This window comes from Nitrospiraceae bacterium, from assembly GCA_020632595.1.
Classification (GTDB): Bacteria; Nitrospirota; Nitrospiria; order Nitrospirales; family UBA8639; genus Nitrospira_E.
The window spans coordinates 43108-59676 of record JACKFF010000011.1 but is presented as its reverse complement, the minus strand read 5'-3'; the positions used below and the strand labels follow the sequence as shown (position 1 = coordinate 59676).

The 16569-nt window shown below is 49.6% G+C and carries 17 protein-coding genes; 10 read left to right on the top strand and 7 right to left on the bottom strand.

Annotation, left to right across the window (positions count from 1 at the left end):
- The first annotated feature begins 171 nt into the window (after nt 1-171).
- Entirely contained in the window at nt 172-1503 is a 1332-nt protein-coding gene (locus tag H6750_16825) for a hypothetical protein (GenBank protein MCB9775972.1), read from the top strand.
- A 303-nt stretch (nt 1504-1806) separates the two neighbouring features.
- A complete protein-coding gene (locus tag H6750_16820) occupies nt 1807-2217 on the top strand; it encodes a hypothetical protein (GenBank protein ID MCB9775971.1) in 411 nt (136 codons plus the stop codon).
- Nucleotides 2218-2272: 55 nt separating this feature from the next.
- On the opposite strand, the gene H6750_16815 is transcribed toward H6750_16820, so the two are convergent.
- On the bottom strand, nt 2273-2602 hold the full coding sequence (locus tag H6750_16815) for an XRE family transcriptional regulator (protein MCB9775970.1): 330 nt from the start codon (nt 2600-2602) through the stop codon (nt 2273-2275).
- Nucleotides 2603-2836: 234 nt separating this feature from the next.
- Here H6750_16815 and H6750_16810 point away from each other — a divergent pair, with 234 nt between their 5' ends.
- A complete protein-coding gene (locus H6750_16810; GenBank protein MCB9775969.1) occupies nt 2837-3352 on the top strand; it encodes a methylated-DNA--[protein]-cysteine S-methyltransferase in 516 nt (171 codons plus the stop codon).
- Between the two features lie 240 nt (nt 3353-3592).
- Here the strand turns inward: H6750_16810 and H6750_16805 are convergent, their stop codons facing one another.
- Nucleotides 3593-4150 (bottom strand): NUDIX hydrolase, encoded by a 558-nt coding sequence (locus tag H6750_16805; protein MCB9775968.1) that lies wholly within the window; start codon nt 4148-4150, stop codon nt 3593-3595.
- Nucleotides 4151-4475: 325 nt separating this feature from the next.
- Between H6750_16805 and ettA the strand changes: the two genes are divergently transcribed.
- From ettA to H6750_16785, 4 genes are all read left to right on the top strand, one after another.
- The gene (gene ettA, locus H6750_16800) at nt 4476-6161 is read left to right on the top strand and encodes an energy-dependent translational throttle protein EttA (GenBank protein MCB9775967.1); all 1686 of its coding nucleotides are present in this window, start codon (nt 4476-4478) and stop codon (nt 6159-6161) included.
- 10 nt (nt 6162-6171) lie between these two features.
- Nucleotides 6172-6444 carry a hypothetical protein gene (locus H6750_16795; GenBank protein MCB9775966.1) on the top strand — a complete coding sequence of 91 codons (273 nt, stop codon included), beginning with the start codon at nt 6172-6174 and terminating at the stop codon, nt 6442-6444.
- A complete protein-coding gene (locus H6750_16790) occupies nt 6437-6889 on the top strand; it encodes a hypothetical protein (protein MCB9775965.1) in 453 nt (150 codons plus the stop codon). The genes H6750_16795 and H6750_16790 overlap by 8 nt, the downstream gene beginning before the upstream one ends.
- An 86-nt stretch (nt 6890-6975) precedes the next feature.
- A complete protein-coding gene (locus H6750_16785; GenBank protein ID MCB9775964.1) occupies nt 6976-7320 on the top strand; it encodes a hypothetical protein in 345 nt (114 codons plus the stop codon).
- 385 nt (nt 7321-7705) lie between these two features.
- On the opposite strand, the gene H6750_16780 is transcribed toward H6750_16785, so the two are convergent.
- Entirely contained in the window at nt 7706-8341 is a 636-nt protein-coding gene (locus tag H6750_16780) for a peroxiredoxin (protein MCB9775963.1), read from the bottom strand.
- Nucleotides 8342-8592: 251 nt separating this feature from the next.
- Between H6750_16780 and purE the strand changes: the two genes are divergently transcribed.
- Nucleotides 8593-9081, top strand: a complete 489-nt coding sequence (gene purE / locus H6750_16775; protein MCB9775962.1) for a 5-(carboxyamino)imidazole ribonucleotide mutase — start codon at nt 8593-8595, stop codon at nt 9079-9081.
- 177 nt (nt 9082-9258) lie between these two features.
- On the opposite strand, the gene H6750_16770 is transcribed toward purE, so the two are convergent.
- Together H6750_16770 and H6750_16765 are read right to left on the bottom strand one after the other, a co-directional pair.
- Nucleotides 9259-9537 carry a DUF1653 domain-containing protein gene (locus H6750_16770; protein ID MCB9775961.1) on the bottom strand — a complete coding sequence of 93 codons (279 nt, stop codon included), beginning with the start codon at nt 9535-9537 and terminating at the stop codon, nt 9259-9261.
- A gap of 86 nt (nt 9538-9623) precedes the next feature.
- Nucleotides 9624-10259, bottom strand: a complete 636-nt coding sequence (locus H6750_16765) for a TrmH family RNA methyltransferase (GenBank protein ID MCB9775960.1) — start codon at nt 10257-10259, stop codon at nt 9624-9626.
- A 356-nt stretch (nt 10260-10615) separates the two neighbouring features.
- On the opposite strand from H6750_16765, the gene H6750_16760 reads away from it, so the two are divergent.
- Nucleotides 10616-11773 (top strand): GGDEF domain-containing protein, encoded by a 1158-nt coding sequence (locus tag H6750_16760; protein ID MCB9775959.1) that lies wholly within the window; start codon nt 10616-10618, stop codon nt 11771-11773.
- 26 nt (nt 11774-11799) lie between these two features.
- On the opposite strand, the gene H6750_16755 is transcribed toward H6750_16760, so the two are convergent.
- Both H6750_16755 and H6750_16750 read right to left on the bottom strand, forming a co-directional pair.
- Nucleotides 11800-12786, bottom strand: a complete 987-nt coding sequence (locus H6750_16755; protein MCB9775958.1) for an HDOD domain-containing protein — start codon at nt 12784-12786, stop codon at nt 11800-11802.
- Between the two features lie 187 nt (nt 12787-12973).
- A complete protein-coding gene (locus H6750_16750) occupies nt 12974-14857 on the bottom strand; it encodes a TonB-dependent receptor (protein MCB9775957.1) in 1884 nt (627 codons plus the stop codon).
- A gap of 196 nt (nt 14858-15053) precedes the next feature.
- Here H6750_16750 and H6750_16745 point away from each other — a divergent pair, with 196 nt between their 5' ends.
- Nucleotides 15054-16400, top strand: coding sequence for a POT family MFS transporter (locus tag H6750_16745; GenBank protein MCB9775956.1), 1347 nt, complete (start codon nt 15054-15056; stop codon nt 16398-16400).
- Nucleotides 16401-16569: the final 169 nt, after the last annotated feature.

Here is a 16569-nt window from a genome sequence, read left to right as displayed (position 1 = left end):
CTCATCACGAAAGGGCGATTCCCTTTCGTGAATGACGCCGTACTTTACTTTCCCCGAATATGTAGCCCTATCCATTTGCCAATGAACCTGTTGACCTTTTGCCTCCCCTCAGGTTTCCTGTCCATTTTGGACAGTGTGTATATGGGTCCCTTTTGATCCGCTTGTCCTTTCGTGACTGCTAACACGCAGGCCCTACCTGCCTCTCCTTCTCCGTTCCTCACGATTTTCCGCATGTGGTGGCCCTTGGCCGCCAGTTGGATGCTCATGGGTTTGGAGTTTCCACTGGTCACTGCCACAGTTTCCCGCCTGGCCGACCCTGAGGTCCATTTGGCAGCCTATGGGGGAGTGGTTTTTCCTCTCTCATTGTTGATCGAGGCACCCGTGATAATGATTCTGGTTGCGTCTACCGCCTTATGTAAGGATTGGCTGGCTTACCGGCTTATTCGAAATTTTATTGTCGTTTTGGGAAGTCTTCTTACCGTCGTTCATATCGTCGTGGCCTTTACGCCGGTGTACGGGATGATCGTACAAGGGATGTTAGGTGTTCCTGATATTATTGTGGAACCGGCCAGAATCGGTCTTCAATGCATGACGCCATGGACGCTCTCGATTGCGGTGAGAAGATTTTTACAGGGAGTGGTGATTCGGGCAGGCCAGACCCGCCTGATTGGGCTGGGAACCCTGGTCCGTTTATTCGTAAGCAGTGCGGTCTTACTTTGCGGATTAGTTCTGCAGAGTTTGCCGGGGATTGTCGTGGCGACGGTTGCGATGTCTTCCGGGGCAATGGTCGAGGCTGGCTTTATTTTGTTTTTCGTGCGACCGATTCTTACCAATCTTAAAATGAGTCCTGTGCATCCATCGCCTCTCACACTGAATCAATTACGTGTTTTTTATTGGCCTCTCGCATTTACGCCACTCATTTCTCTTGGGAATTTACCGATTGTCAGTGCGGCCATCAGTCGGATGCCAAACGCTGTAGAGTCCCTGGCGGTCTGGCCGGTGCTAGGCGGGCTCTCGTTTGTGTTTCGGAGTGGAGGATTGGCGATGCAGGAGGTGGTGGTCGCCCTCTATGACCGACCGCATTTTCTCGTTCCATTGAAGAAATTTGTGACGATGGTTTCCATCTGTACGAGCGGGATCCTTTTTATGATTGCTGCCACTCCTCTCTCTGCTCTCTGGTTTGAATGGGGCGCGGCTTTGACTCCTGAGCTGACCGTGCTGGCTTCCACAGCGCTCTGGCTCATGGTCATTTTTCCCGCATTGAGTCCATGGGAAAGTTTTTTTCAAGGCCAGTTCGTTCATCGTAAGATGACTTCTGTTATTACTCAAGCCGTGTGTTTGTATCTGTTAGGAAGTTCCATCTTTTTATTGGCCGGCGTTCTGTATGGGCAAGTGACCGGATTATATGTGGGCTTAGCCGCGATGCTTACCGGCTTAGGTTTTCAACTATTCTGGCTATGGAGGAACAGTCGCAGACTTGATGCCCATATACACAAATTTTAAGAATTTTTCGTGAGTGGTTTGAGTGGCTCCAGGACCAGTCCGGTGGTCTTGAGGTTCGTTAATTAGGGGTATTATGGGGATACCAGTGAATGAAAATCCCTGCATATTGCAGGTTTTCTCCTTCATGTCCGGCACTAAATTATTTCTGTTGGTTTTTGTAAGTATTTGTTTTAAAAATGAAAAATTCTTATAGGTCAAAACAGGTGGCAAGGAACATAAATTGCTCGTTTCGTATGATGGAGGAGATTACGTCCTTTTCAATGTCACGCTCATTTTTGTTTGTGAAGAAATTTTGGGTAACTCATGAATCGAATTTTGCTGATTGATGATGATATTCAGGTGAGGGAATCCGTTTCTCTTTCTTTGGAAACGGCCGGGTATACGGTCATGACCGCAGGGTCCTGTCAGGAAGGCCTCCAAAATCATGAAAATTTTCAAGCGTCCTTGATTATTATGGACGTCCTGGCGATGGAAGACCGAGAAGACGAAGTATTGCCTGTCCCTGTTTCTGAACAATCTTCTTCCAGTGTTCCGATGATCACGTTGACGGGAGATATTCCTGCATCTGGTGGAACGATGAAGGGCCCTCACCAAATATTTCAGCCGATCTGCACCCTGCAAAAACCCTTTACGGTTGATGAGCTTCTCCAAACTGTGCAAAGGGCTTTGGTCGGTTACGTTAGTTCTTCTCCCGTCCCCGCACCATTTTCATAACAGCCATTTCTTTCTTTGGTTCCACTCAAGCTTTGGGTAAGAGGTGTTCGGGTGGTTAATCGCTGGGAGGTTCGAAGTGCCCTGGAGGCCTCGAACCCCAGGGAACAGTGGTGGGGCGCACCTGCTTGAAAAGGCTTTGGAGGTTAACCTGAGCCGCGCGAATTAACTTGGGATCACCGTGGTGCAGCAGGCTCGTGAGCAAGACGAAGAGGTCTTGGTAATCACGGCTGGTTTGGATAATGCGTTGAAAGAGGGGATCGGGGGAAGAGGTGTCCGGCAGTTCAGGATTCTCTTCGTCAGAGTCATTCCATAATCGCAGAAGAGTCCGGGGATCATGATGGAGCCAGGACTCAGGCACATTCAAAGATTGGGCAATTAACGCCATTGTGGACAACGGCGGGTCCCAGTTTCCTTTTTGAAAATCCTGTAATTGCGTCAGGGCTACGCCCGTTTGGTGACTCAGGTCGGCCAGAGAGAGTCCTCTGGTTTGACACCAATGACTTAAATGTTGCTGAATGGACATGGTTCGATCATAGGAAAATGTTGCGTAGCCTGTCCATCTTCAATTTCGGCCAGACCCTGGGCGATTTCACCTGCCATAATCGCGTGGATCAGAATGATGAAGCCACCAGCGCCCCCAAAAGCCTCAAAGGATTCCGGGATTTTTTACTGGATTAGTCCCAGCCCGGTTGGCCGCCTTCTCCTGGTGGGAAACCCAGATGGGTTACAGGCCCTGCAGTTTCAAGATGGAGCCCACCCTTTGGACATCCAGCCGTCATGGACACATTCGCGCCAGCCGTTTCGCGCGGTGCTTGAGCAACTGGAGGAATACTTTGACGGTTCCCGGACACGGTTTCAGCTCACATTGAATCTTCAAGGGACCCCCTTTCAGCGTCATGTCTGGAAGGCCCTGCAACGTATTCCCTATGGCCGAACGGTGTCGTATGGGGAAATTGCTCAACAGGTCGGCAGCCCGAAGGCCTCACGAGCCGTGGGAGCCGCCAATGGCCAAAATCCCGTCTCTATTATCGTGCCGTGTCATCGGGTGATCGGATCTAATGGAAAACTGGTCGGCTATGGCGGGGGACTGCCCATCAAAACCGCTCTATTAGCATTGGAACAGTCAAGGCATTGACCCCCTGTCACATTTTCGCTGGTCCCCACTGCCCCATTTTCCTCCTGGAACAGGAGATTTGTTTTGATGCTAACCCTTTGGCACGCTCTGTGGTCGAATTGATTGTTGGAAATAGGAATGCAAAAGCAGGCATGAACGAAAAGCCGTGCACCTCAATGGCATTCAGCTAAGGCAACATCATTCCCACCTTTTGTTTTGCACTATTCATTTTGACTTGAGCACTTCATTGTCGGTCAACGGTTAGGATGAATAAAAGGACGGAGGTTTTTGGGTGGGAACGACGGAAGAATGGGTTTGAGAGGTGGAGGTTTGGATATCCATGACGTATCGAGTTAAGGATTCATGGATGACAGGGAAGGCCAGATCCTTCCAGGGGATGTCGGCTAGGGAGATCAGTTGGACCTCCAGGCTTTCCGGGCCGGGTTTAAAGTTCAGATTTTGAAGATGGGCCCGGTAGACCACATAGACCTGAGAGACATGTGGAAGGCTAAATATCCCAAATAGGCTATGAATCCTGATTTCCGCGTGTGCTTCTTCCAGAGTTTCCCGGGTTGCCGCCTCTTCGGTGCTCTCGCCTAATTCCATAAATCCAGCTGGAAAGGTCCAGAGCCCTAAGCGAGGCTCGATAGCCCGCCGGCATAAGAGAATTTTGTCTTCCCATTCGGGAATGCTGCCCGCCACGATTTTGGGGTTTTCATAGTGAATGGTATGGCAGGATGGACATACGGCTCTGAAGAGGGTTTCACCCGAAGGAATTTTTTCTTCAACTAGGCTTCCACATTGAGCACAGTATTTGATGTTGTTAGGCAAGGTGGTAGATTTGAATTTAGAAGGACAAGATGTTGAGCGAGAGACTTGAGCGTGTTTCACGATCCGAAAAAGCTGGGTTGTGCGGGCTTTTCTTTATCATACTCTGTCTCGCCTGTAATTCAATGGTGTGTTTCCATGATGGATCCTTTTCTATATGGGCAGCATATCCCAGTCACATTTTGAAGGAAAGGGGCCCGTTTGCGGCCCTGCATTGTGAATCTTCGTATTCCTTTGGTAAGGTTGGCGTCTGCATGTGTCTTCTTGCAACCCTGACAAATCTTGAATTGTATGAAAACTGATTGGAGCGAACGGCATGAGTACGAATGATCGACAAATTATATTTTCTTTGGTGGGTGTGGGCCGCATCCATCCCCCGAAAAAGCAGGTCTTGAAAGATATCTACCTGTCATTTTTTTACGGGGCAAAAATCGGGGTATTGGGATTGAACGGGTCGGGAAAGAGTACCCTTCTCAGAATTATTGCCGGCGTGGATACCAACTATATCGGGAACATTACCTTCTCGAAGGGGTATTCCATAGGACTGTTTGAACAGGAGCCCTATTTGGAACCTGGGAAAACGGTGAAAGAAGTCGTTGAAGAAGGGCGGGCGGAGGTTGCCAAATTGCTTCGAGATTACGAAGAGATCAGTCAGGCTTTTTCCGGAGATGTGAGTCCCGAAGAGATGGAGAAGTTGCTCGAACGGCAGGGCAGGCTGCAAGAGCAAATCGAAGCGGTCAATGGGTGGGAGTTGGAGCATCAGTTGGAAATCGCCATGGATGCCCTTCGCTGTCCTCCACCGGATACCAAAGTTGACCACTTGTCCGGAGGCGAACGTCGGAGGGTGGCTTTGTGCCGGTTGCTGATCCAGGAACCCGACATCCTGCTGCTTGATGAGCCCACAAACCATCTAGATGCCGAAACGGTAGGGTGGTTGGAGCAACACCTTCAGGAATATAAGGGCACCGTGATTGCAGTGACCCATGACCGGTATTTTTTAGACAATGTGGCTGGGTGGATCCTGGAGTTGGACCGGGGGCAAGGGATTCCATTCCAGGGCAATTATTCTTCCTGGTTGGAGCAGAAGCAGGCGAGACTGGCGCAGGAAGAAAAATCCGAGTCGAAACGCCAAAAAACGTTGGAACGGGAACTGGAATGGATTCGTATGTCTCCCAAAGGCCGCCAGGCTAAGGGGAAAGCCCGTGTAACGAAATATGAACAATTAGTGAGTGAGGAGCAGAGTCAACAGACTGACGATTTGGAGATTTATATTCCTTCTGGCCCGCGGCTTGGTGATGTCGTGGTGGAAGCCACCAATCTCTCGAAGAGCTATGGGGATTCCCTGCTGTTTGATAATCTCTCGTTTTCTTTGCCCAAAGGCGGCATCGTTGGTGTGGTTGGGCCAAATGGGGCGGGAAAGTCCACCCTGTTTAAAATTATTGCCGGGTTGGTCAAGCCGGATACCGGGACTCTAACTTTGGGGGAGACCGTTGTCCTGGGCTATGTGGATCAGAATCGCGAGATTGATGGTCATTTGAATGTTTGGGAATGTATTTCTGATGGAAAAGAAACCGTCACATTAGGAAAGATGGAAGTAAATTCGCGCGGGTATGTGTCCCGGTTTAATTTTTCAGGATCTGATCAACAAAAAATGGTGAAGGATTTATCAGGTGGAGAACGCAATCGGGTGCATTTAGCCCGCACGCTGAAAGAGGGTGCGAACCTGTTATTGCTGGATGAGCCGACGAACGATCTGGATGTCAATACTCTGCGGGCTTTAGAGGAGGGATTGAATCATTTTGGAGGTTGTGCGGTGATCAGCAGTCATGACCGATGGTTTCTGGATCGCGTAGCCACCCATATATTAGCCTTTGAAGGGAACAGCCAGGTGAGTTGGTATGAAGGTAATTACAGTGAATATGAAGCAAATCGGAAAAAGCGATTGGGGAAGGCCGCAGAACGTCCCCATCAAATACGTTACAGAAAACTGACCAAATCCTGATGGAATAAGGATGCCAAGAGAACCTGTCAATATTCCGTCTTCCTCAGAGAGGCCCTCTTTTGTTTCCCCCTCGACGGGGAAACGTCGTTCGGTCATGATTGCCAGAGTCATTGGGATCCTGTGTGTCGCGGTAGGATTTATGCTGGGTATTCATGGATTGGAACATCCTGGCTCTCCCATGCTTCCGACCGCGTTAGGGATGATCGCGACGGGCTTAGTCGCACAAGTGTTTGCATTAGTGACGGCCTGTTTTGTGGGTTCACAAGGCAAGGGGGATGACTGACTCATCCGGTGGTGCGATGCCTCATCGTCTTGTTGTGAGCCGATTTATTCCATGGGTAGTCCTTATGCTCTGTCTCGAACTCACAGCCTGTTCTCACTGGCGTGATAGCTATTTCGACGATGGCGTGGGGGTCTTAACCCAATCGGATATCAAAGGGAAGCTGGGAAAACCTCATATCGTTAAAGATCCATTGCTTTCTGACAAGACCACTTGGACGTACAGGTTTGCCATGTCGGAAAGTGAATTGGATCCGTCCGGAGTCAAAGCCTTGGGTAAGCAGGCCGGAAGCCTGATGGGTGGGCCTCAAGGTGGCCCACGTGAAAAAGTCTTCTGTTTTATGTATGTTTTGACCTTTGACAAAGAAGGGATTTTGCGTCATTGGGAGCGGGACCTCTGCCAAATTCCCAAACCCCCCGATCCTTTTCAGCGTGGACTTTCCGGTTAGGCATGGTTCATTTCACAGAAGTCAGCAAGAGATCCTCGCGATGGTGATGGGATTTTTTACACAAGGCGACTGATGGGTTTAATCGTATGAGTGTGCATAAAAGCGGAGCGTTTCTTCAGCAATGTTTCGCCGTACATCCGCTCTGTCTGAATGTTAAGCTTGTTTCTCCCCCGCAGATTGTCGGGGTGCTCTGTACGAATTGTCGGATGCGCCATCGTTTAACGCTTCCGCAGGTCCCCGTGTGCACAGAAGCAAGTACGGAACCCGCTAATCATGAACTATTTCTGCTTCAAGGATGTGTCCAGAGTCATCCTCACGAGGTTCGGGTCAGCATGGTCCATATCGAACAGTCTTTGGTAGAATTCAAATGTGGATCCTGTCAACGTACTTATGAGTTGGATGTGGCCCTATTTGAGACCCATCAATCTTGACTGATCTTTCCCTGCAATTTGTTTTTATCCCTTTTCAACTTTTCACTTGATGGCCCACAGTTGGCGGTTTTTCTTTTGGTAGCGTCTTCTCAGAAGGGTTGGACGGAAGGGAGTCCTGGGGATATTCATTTGTCTGCCAGTGGCCTCCCCCGCGTGCAGAATGCATGCACTTGTTCGTCTGACTTTGTGTGTTCCGGAAACACTTGCGATGGTGAAGGTATCCCCTTTAATCCGTGAATGAATTGTGGTCAATGGGTAAGGGCCATAGAAGCCATCTGAGAACTTGCATACATCTGTAACTGCGAGGGAATGCGGAGACAACGATTGGATGCCTCACGGGCAGCGCCACATATGTGCGGCGCTGCCTATACTTTATGCAGATGCTCTAGCGGTTGGGTTGGGGGGTGTAGCGAAGATAGGGTTTCACCGCGCGGTGACCTTTCGGAAACAATGCGGGTATTTCTGCATCCGTCACGGCTGGCGTGATAATACAATCCTCTCCGTCTTTCCAGTTTGCCGGTGTGGCAACTTTATGTTTGGCTGTTAATTGCAGTGAGTCAATTACACGAAGAATTTCGTTGAAATTCCTGCCAGTTGAAGCGGGATAGGTGAGGGTTAATTTGACCTTTTTATCCGGTCCGATCACGAACACCGAGCGAACGGTCATATTATCGAGGGCATTGGGATGAATCATATCATAGAGGGTTGCGACCTTTTTTTCGGGGTCGGCAATAATGGGATAACCCACCGTGCAGTGTTGAGTTTCATTAATGTCTTTGATCCAACCTTTATGGGAGTCGAGCGGATCCACGCTGATAGCCAATACTTTCACATTTCGTTTTTTAAACTCTTCCGTCATGTTCGCCATGGTTCCCAATTCCGTGGTGCACACGGGGGTGAAATCTTTAGGGTGTGAAAAGAGGATGCCCCATCCGTCACCGAGCCATTCATGGAAATTCACAGTGCCTTGGGTTGTTTCGGCTGTAAAATTTGGTGCTTCATCTCCCAGACGTATTGCCATAATCTTTCTCTCCCATTATGAATGAGGTGAATAATATATTTCTCCGGTCTATAAAATCCCCCGAGAAAATTAGCTGGCTCCTCAAGAAAATTCTTACAAAAAACAGCGGGAGTTTAGTGTAAGACAGTTCCTGATATGTGGTCAACTTAGGTCAAGATGCGCTATCGTAAGCCGGTTTAATAGAACCATGGATTTGTCGCCCATCCCTCACCATCTACACATGGATAACGTAAGAAGGAGGACAAGAGGTTATGGCTGAGTCATCATTTCGGGTCGCAATCCTTATGGGCAGCAAATCGGATTGGGACACGATGCGATTAGCCGGCGAGATGCTGACTAAGCTGGATATAGCCCATGAGAGTCACGTCCTTTCTGCGCACAGGGCCTCAGATGCGTTGGGGGAGTATATTCGCGAAGCGGAAGCAGGTGGAGTGCAGGTGTTTATTGTTGGAGCCGGAGGGGCGGCCCATTTAGCCGGGGTCATTGCAGCCAAAACTCAATTGCCGGTGTTGGGAGTCCCCCTGCAATCAAAATCTCTGCAAGGCCTCGATTCCCTCTTGTCCATTGTGCAAATGCCCAAAGGTATTCCTGTCGGAACTTTGGCCATAGGGGGCGCCGGAGCCGTGAATGCAGCGTTGTTGGCTGCTGCGATTTTAGCCCTGGCCGATGCTTCGCTCTCCAAACGGTTGGATGCCTATCGGGAAGAACAAACGCGTGCTGTGTTGGTAGAACGGTTGTGAGTGTCGATGGAGCATTTTCCAGATAGTTTTTGAAACAAGGTGCATGCCAGGCACGGTCTTTGTTCGGGGAAATTCTCAGGAGCCTTCGAAGCGGAATCAACGATGAGCTGTCCGGCCGGGCTGGCAATCAACATGGCAAGGCAGCCTGTCAGATTCGACGAATTCCGTGCACACTCCTCATGGTTTGATGGTCGTGGGGTCTGTTTCGGGGTTAACACCGTCAATCCATTCAAATCTGAAGACGAGTTTTCCCTCTATTTCAATTTTTTCCCTAAACATTTTTGCCGGTCTGACCCAAAGGCCGAATTCGCCATAGAGTGCCCGGTAAACCACGAGATCTTCTTCTGTTTCGGAATGTTTGGCGACGCCAATCACCTGGTATTCTTTCCCTTTGTAGTGACGATATCTACCGGGTTGAATCATCGTGAGACCCTGATCCTGAGGCGGCTGTGGCATGTCCATAAAATGTGTGGGTATTGTTCCGGTTGCGTGATGCTACCACTGGCTACGGAGTGTTTCGTCGTTGATCGGATCGCAATTGGTTACGCCTCTAAGTGCTGTTGGCGATACGCATAGAGGGCGATGCTGCCTGCGACTGTCGCATTTAATGGAATCGAGGGATGGATTTGAGGAATACACAGGCGCTCCAAAAATTGAAAGGGTGGAATGCCGACGCCTTCTTCTCCAATAAGGAGTCGAACATGTTTAGACCATTGCACTGTGGACATATTCGTCCCGTGTAAATCTAATGCGGTAATCCATTGCAATGTTTCCGGGGTATCCAGGTCGGTGATGGAACCTGCCCATTCCAAGGACTGGACAAACACCGCCCCGCTACTGGCCCGAATGACCTTCGGGTGAAAGGGGTGGACGGCTTCCTGAAGCAACACCACCGTTTGCACGTCAAAGGCCCGACAGCATCGAAGTAAGGCTCCAAGGTTCCCAGGGTCTCCGATCGGGCACAGGACTTCCAAGCCGTTGGGGGCCAGGCTGAGATCTTTTCGTGACATTTCGGGGACACCACAGACCAGGAGCGGTTCTTTCGTTCCAAACACGTCCAATTCCCGAAACAGGGAATGGGACAGTTCATAGTGGAGGGCCTGAGGAGGGAGATCATCTCTGGAGGTCCAGGAGGGCGGAAGTAGGATTTCATGGATCGTCACCCTCGCATGCCTCACGATTTCCCTCCGGAGTTTATTCCCGGAAACGAGGCAGAGGCGATGGCGTTTAATCCCATGAGAGTCAAGTAACGATACCCATCGTTTGAAATGGGAATTTTGTCTGCTGGAGATCGTGTGTCGTTGATTCACGCGGGCTCAAAAAAATGAACATGAACGATGGAATGGACTATCAAGGAAGTCATAGAGGCATGGCGTTTTGGAGCTATTGGTGAAGAGCATAACAGAAAGTGACTCAAGAGACCTAGAGGAAATGCCGATAACGGAAGCAAACCGTTACCCCACTCTCCCCATGCATTCGCTGGATGGTCATCGGCACAGACAGAGGCAGAAGTGAATTGAAGAAAAGGAAGGCCATGTTAGGATCTTGGTCCATTGGAAAAAAAGATCATCCTCATGAGGATGGGACACAAAAAGAGCCTGTTGCCAATGGATTTCGGGCCACAGACATCTCGGGAGAGTCCGACAAGGCCTTAGAATCCCTAGCCAGAGTTTTGCGCTGTCTCGGCCGTCATGCATTTGAACTCGATCAACTGTCGGAAGAGGATATAGAAAAGGAGTTTGAACGGTGGGCGAGGCATGTGTTGGTGGGCGCTCAGCTCGATGCCGGCGATTCCAAAAAACGCGAGGCCAGCCCACGCCGTGATTGGGGGGCGCTCACGCAATTTGTTAATGGACATCGGCAGCAGGAAAAAGCTTATGTGAACCGAAATCTTCAAGATATGCGAACGGTTCTTTGCGAATTTACCAATATCATGGGGCGCGCGTTTGTGGAAGATCAGGAAACCGATCAAAAGGTGACCAATCATCTTGTTGAATTGCGCACAGCAACCGAGGGCGGTTCCTTTCAGGATGTGAAGCAGGCTTTATTGGCTGTGGTCGAAGGTATCAGCGCCCTTGTAGATGAACGCAAAGAACGTCAGCAGCAACGATTGGAACATCTTGGAGAAAAATTGCGTCTCGTTGAGGAGGAACTGGGAGGCGCGCGAAAACAAATGACCCTGGATGCTCTGACCCAGCTGTATAACCGTGGAGCATTGGATTTTCAATTAGAACGAACCGCCAGTATGAGTTTTTTTTCTGGGACATCGGCCTGCCTTTTGATAGTTGATGTCGATCATTTTAAGCATGTGAACGATACCTATGGCCATCCGGCTGGGGATGTGGTGCTACAGCAGGTGGCGAAACGTCTGGTGTCGACATTCCCCAGAAAAACTGATTTTATTGCAAGATATGGAGGAGAAGAATTTTGTGTCTTGCTTCAGGGAGCCGATGGGGAATTGAGTCAGCGACTGGGCGAACGGTTGCTGGATGCCCTTCGAGGAGAGGGATTTTCCTACCAAGATGTCACCATTCCGGTCACGGCATCGATCGGTGTGGCGCAGTTGCTTCCTGGTGAAACCGCGCTCTCCTGGCTTGAACGTGCAGATCGTGCGTTATATCGGGCAAAGGATAATGGTCGGAACCAGTTGTGTCTGGCCACTGAACATGACGGAGCAGGGAAGAAAGGCTGATTCAGAGTGGCGGGAGTTGGCTCTGGTTAGGCGAATAATTGGGGGTCAGTGGAGTTCAGCTGTTGTAAGGCTACTTGATGAATGCGGGTGATGTCTTCAAAGTTTCCAATCCGGCTGTGAAAAAAACTGGCAATTTGTGGAATGCCCGTCATCATGTGCCCAAGAATCGGTTCCCAATCTTCCGATTGCACAGTTAAGCGACCCTGACTATTCTTGCGGGCTGAGGCAATGGCCGCTTCGGTATCGGGATTGATCCAGATGTCGGCGATGATACCGGACAGCGCAACAGTATCCACCAGGGCTTGAAAGTCAAGCGGAGTCTCAAATAATTCAGGGTTATGGCTATAGAGAATGGCTACCTGAAACTCCTCAGGAAGTTGCCAGTGCTGGGCAAGCCAAGCTCCAACCTGTGAATGATCAACTCCTAAGTGTTCAAGTTCATATTGGTGTAAGTTGGGATGATCGTCCTGATTGTGATCCTGGAGTAAGGTAAGTTCTTTTGACGCCACCTCGTTTAATGCCAATAGTCCGATGTCTTGAAGCAGGGCACCAAGAAACATGAGCTCTACATCAGGAAAGGCGAAGTGCGTTCCAATGGCACGTGCTGCGACACTGGCCAGAATGGATCGCCGCCAAAACTTTACATGATCAATCCCGGAAGTTGAGACCTCTTTCATGTCTTTAATTAAACGATAAAAGCAAAAAGATAGAGCCAGATTAGCGATCGTTGAAAATCCAAGCAATGTCACGGCCTGTCCGATGCTGGTCACCTTGTGTCGAGACCCACCGTAATACCCCGAATTCGCCATAAATAAAATTTGAGCCGCCATTCCTGGGTCCTGACTTATGAGCGTGGCCAATTCTGAAGCATGTGTTTCTTCATTTTGGCACATTTTAAGAATGGTCGAGGCCAGTGGAGACAGAATTGGCAAGGATTTGCAGCTTTTAATTCTCGCAAAAATCGTGGGACGCTCTTCGTCCTGAACCGGATCTAATGGAAGTATGAGTTGCATGAAAGATTCCTAGTGAGAGGTAAGGGAAGAGGCGATGTTTATCCCCTCTTCGCCTGCCTCATTTCAACGTCCTTTCCTTTTTCGGTCAAAACACGACCTGGCTTAAGCAGGTTTCTCTGATAGGTTCATGGAGAAAAATTGGTTGATGATGTCATCCATGCCTCCTTATGAGACATGATTACTGAATTTAAAATTCCGGTCGGTATTCCAACCCTAAACGAAAGGTCAAGGGCGGAGCTGGGAATCCGGCAAACTGTTCATAGGAGGAGTTGGTGACATTTTCGAGGGCGGCATAGCAACTCCATGTCGTTAAAGGATGGTAATTGACCGTGATGTCTGCCTTGGCAAATCCTCCTACCCGTGTGGTTTGGGTTGGAACTTGAAAATCAAAACTGGAACTGACCCATGTGACTTGGCTTTTGACATTGATGGTCGAAGAAAGCGTCATCGTGACCCCAAACCATCCGCGCCATTTGGGGCGGTTTCTTAATTGATCTCCCGTTTCCGTCACTCGAGTGGTGAGGTGGGTGAGACTCGACTGGAACGTAAGAGCAGGGATTGGCGTGAGGGACAGGGAAATATTCCAACCATGGGTTTCTGCCTCGTCAAGATTGGCTAGGCGAATAATTCCCTGATTGAGGAGGTCGGGATCAAGGTCAATAAGGTTCCTGAACCGGTTGTGAAAGTATTCTACCGTTGCGGTAAATCTCTCATTGAATGTGTGATAGTCTAAGCCCAGATCCCACCCGACGCTAGTTTCGGGTTGTAAGGAAGGATTCCCAATCAAAGGGTCTCCTAAACTGGATAAGCTGGGTAGTTTGAATCCCCTTCCGTAGCCACCACGAATCTGGATTGAGGACACCAGTTGATATTTCGCTCCAATTCTGGGGCTCATCTTCGGCTGAAACCCTTGTGAGATATCGGCTCGCACGCCCGAGTTAAGCGTCAGTTTCTGCCACCAGACGGACGTCAGTTCGGCAAAGATTCCTCCGAGTGTTCGCTGGATGGCAAAGTCATCCGGCTGGGTAGATGAGCCCCCGAAGGAACTCAAGTCTTGCGTCCCGTTCCGTTTTCCTCGTTCATGCGTCAGCTGTTCACCAAGTGAAACCTTCAATTTGGGGCTGATCGTCCATGTTGTGGTCATCCGTGCTTGAAACCTGGTATAGAGGGTTTCAAAGTCCGCCGGAGGCAGGGCAAAGGTCGTTGGAGTCGCAAGAATTCCAGGGTTTGACACGTCTTGAAGTCTCCGGGTGACACTTAGAAATATCTGTTGCTGCCAACCCGAAGGAGTGTGAAAAGAGGAGGACAAACCCGTCAGGAACTCTTGGGTCTTTCGTCGTTCGGTTTCCCGGAGCAAAGCCAATTCCGAGCCACCACTGCCTTCCGGAAAACTCCGGACCGTTGAATCTGTATATTGCCCGTTTAGTTGAATGTCAAAGCTGGGATCTGTCTGTAGGGAAAAATTCCATCCAGCCGAGTCCATCAAAAAGGAATCTTTCTCGATTTGCTCACCATTTTGGGTATGTGACAGTGAGAGATTAGCGGACAATGGTCCAAGTGATCCTCCGGTTTGGACAAGCCCTTTGACATAATCGAATCGACCGCCTTCGCCCAAGAGGCGAAAAGAGGGACCCGTGGAAGCAGATTTGGTAATGAAATTGATTGCGCCTGCCATAGCTTCAGCGCCATAAAATGCCGAGAGAGGACCCCGAACAATTTCTACTCGATCGATCCGATCGATGGGAATAGTGGAAAGATCAACCGATCCCCCTCGCTGGTTTGTTGAGTCATTCATGGGGACTCCATCCAGCATAATCAAGGTGAAATTGGGATCGGCACCCCTTAGATACACTGAGCTGGTTCCACTTCTCCCGCTCATCTCATCGGTATGGAGTCCTGGGACTTGTTGGAGGATGGTGGTCACCCGGTTGGGCTGAAGGGGGGCAATCTGTTCAGCGTTGAGGGTTGTAATGCTTTGAGTTGATTGGTGGGGTTGGGTGGGTTGGGCGGAACCTGTGACAATCATCGTATCAAGCGTCGTAACCGGGGACTCCTCGGCCTGTACCAGCATGGGAAGCAACACCTGTAGAGTTGAAAGGCTTGCTAAGAGGATCATGCCTGGGAATGGCGGGAAAGAGGGGGACATTATACAATGACATTCCGGTGGGGAGGAAGTTTGCTTGTCGGACTGACACAGGCATTCCCACCGGATAGGATTTATACCAATTTTCAGATCTTGTCCACTTCTTACAGATGAAAGTTTGTTCATGAAAAAACATGAATTTCGAACCGAGCCATTGACGACGGCTTCCATGCCATCGGGTGTCATGTATTTAGTTGCCAATGAAGGCGCCGAGCGATTTAGTTACTACGGGATGCGTTCCATTCTGGTGGTGTTTATGACGGGGATGTTGCTGAATGCAGAGGGAAGCTTGGATCCCATGGGCGAGGCAGAGGCGAAAAGTTATTTTCATCTTTTTGCCTCGGGGGTCTACTTTTTCCCTTTTTTGGGAGCAATCTTGGCCGATGCTTTTTGGGGAAAATATAAAACCATTATTCTTCTTTCTCTGGTGTATTGTGGTGGTCATGTCGTTTTGGCTTTGGATCACACCCGATTCGGCCTGCTTGTTGGATTGACCTTAATTGCGATCGGTTCCGGGGGAATTAAACCCTGCGTGTCAGCTAATTTGGGGGATCAGTTTGGTTTGGCTAATGGACATCTTTTATCCAAGGCCTTTGCCTGGTTTTACTTTGCCATCAACGTGGGTGCATTTGGATCTGTGATGCTCACCCCCTGGCTGTTAGAGCATTTTGGCCCTGGCCTGGCATTTGGAGTGCCTGGCATCCTGATGTTTGTGGCGACCATCATTTTTTGGTCCGGCCGAAACCACTATGCCCATATTCCTCCTGACCGCGCAGGAGTATTACAAGCGCTTTCCCGTCCCCAGACATGGGGTGCGATTGGGAAGCTGGCGGGTATTTATGTGTTTGTCGCATTTTTTTGGTCCCTCTATGACCAAACCTCTTCAGCGTGGGTCCTTCAAGCTCAACATATGGATCGGGTCTGGATGGGTGTTGAATGGTTGCCTTCGCAAATTCAAGCAGTGAATCCGGTCTTGATCATGGTGTTTATTCCTTTGTTTACCTATGTGGTCTATCCGGTTTTAAATAAATTGGTACTCCTCACATCTTTGCGAAAAATGGCTATGGGCTTTTTTATGGCGGTTGGGGCATTTCTGATCTCAGCCTATATTGAGCAACAAATTGAGTCGGGGCTGGAACCGGCGATTGGCTGGCAGTTATTGGCCTTCGTAGTCATTACGGCGGCGGAGGTCATGGTGTCTATTACCTGTCTCGAATTTTCCTATACTCAGGCTCCGCTCAAACTTAAATCGCTCCTGATGGGCTTGTTTTTACTGTCCGTGTCCTTAGGGAACGGATTTACGGCCTTTGTAAATTTTTGGATTCAAAATTCGGATGGGACTGTTGCGTTGACCGGCCCCGACTACTATTGGTTTTTTGCAGGCATCATGTTTCTCGTTGCCTGCCTGTTTCTTCTGGTGATGACAGGGTACGAAGAAGAAGCCCACTTTCAAGGAGCAGGACCGGAATGATCTGACCAGAGAGCATCAAAGGCCTGAATCTATGCACCTTCGGATCATGGCATTTTTCCACTGTTTGTTGAGATGAATCTTCTCTCTTCCTCTGGAAGCCAGATGTAGACAACGAACTCTATGATGGTCTGAGAGTTGTTCAGGCTTTGACTGGGAAGAGTAGGAAATC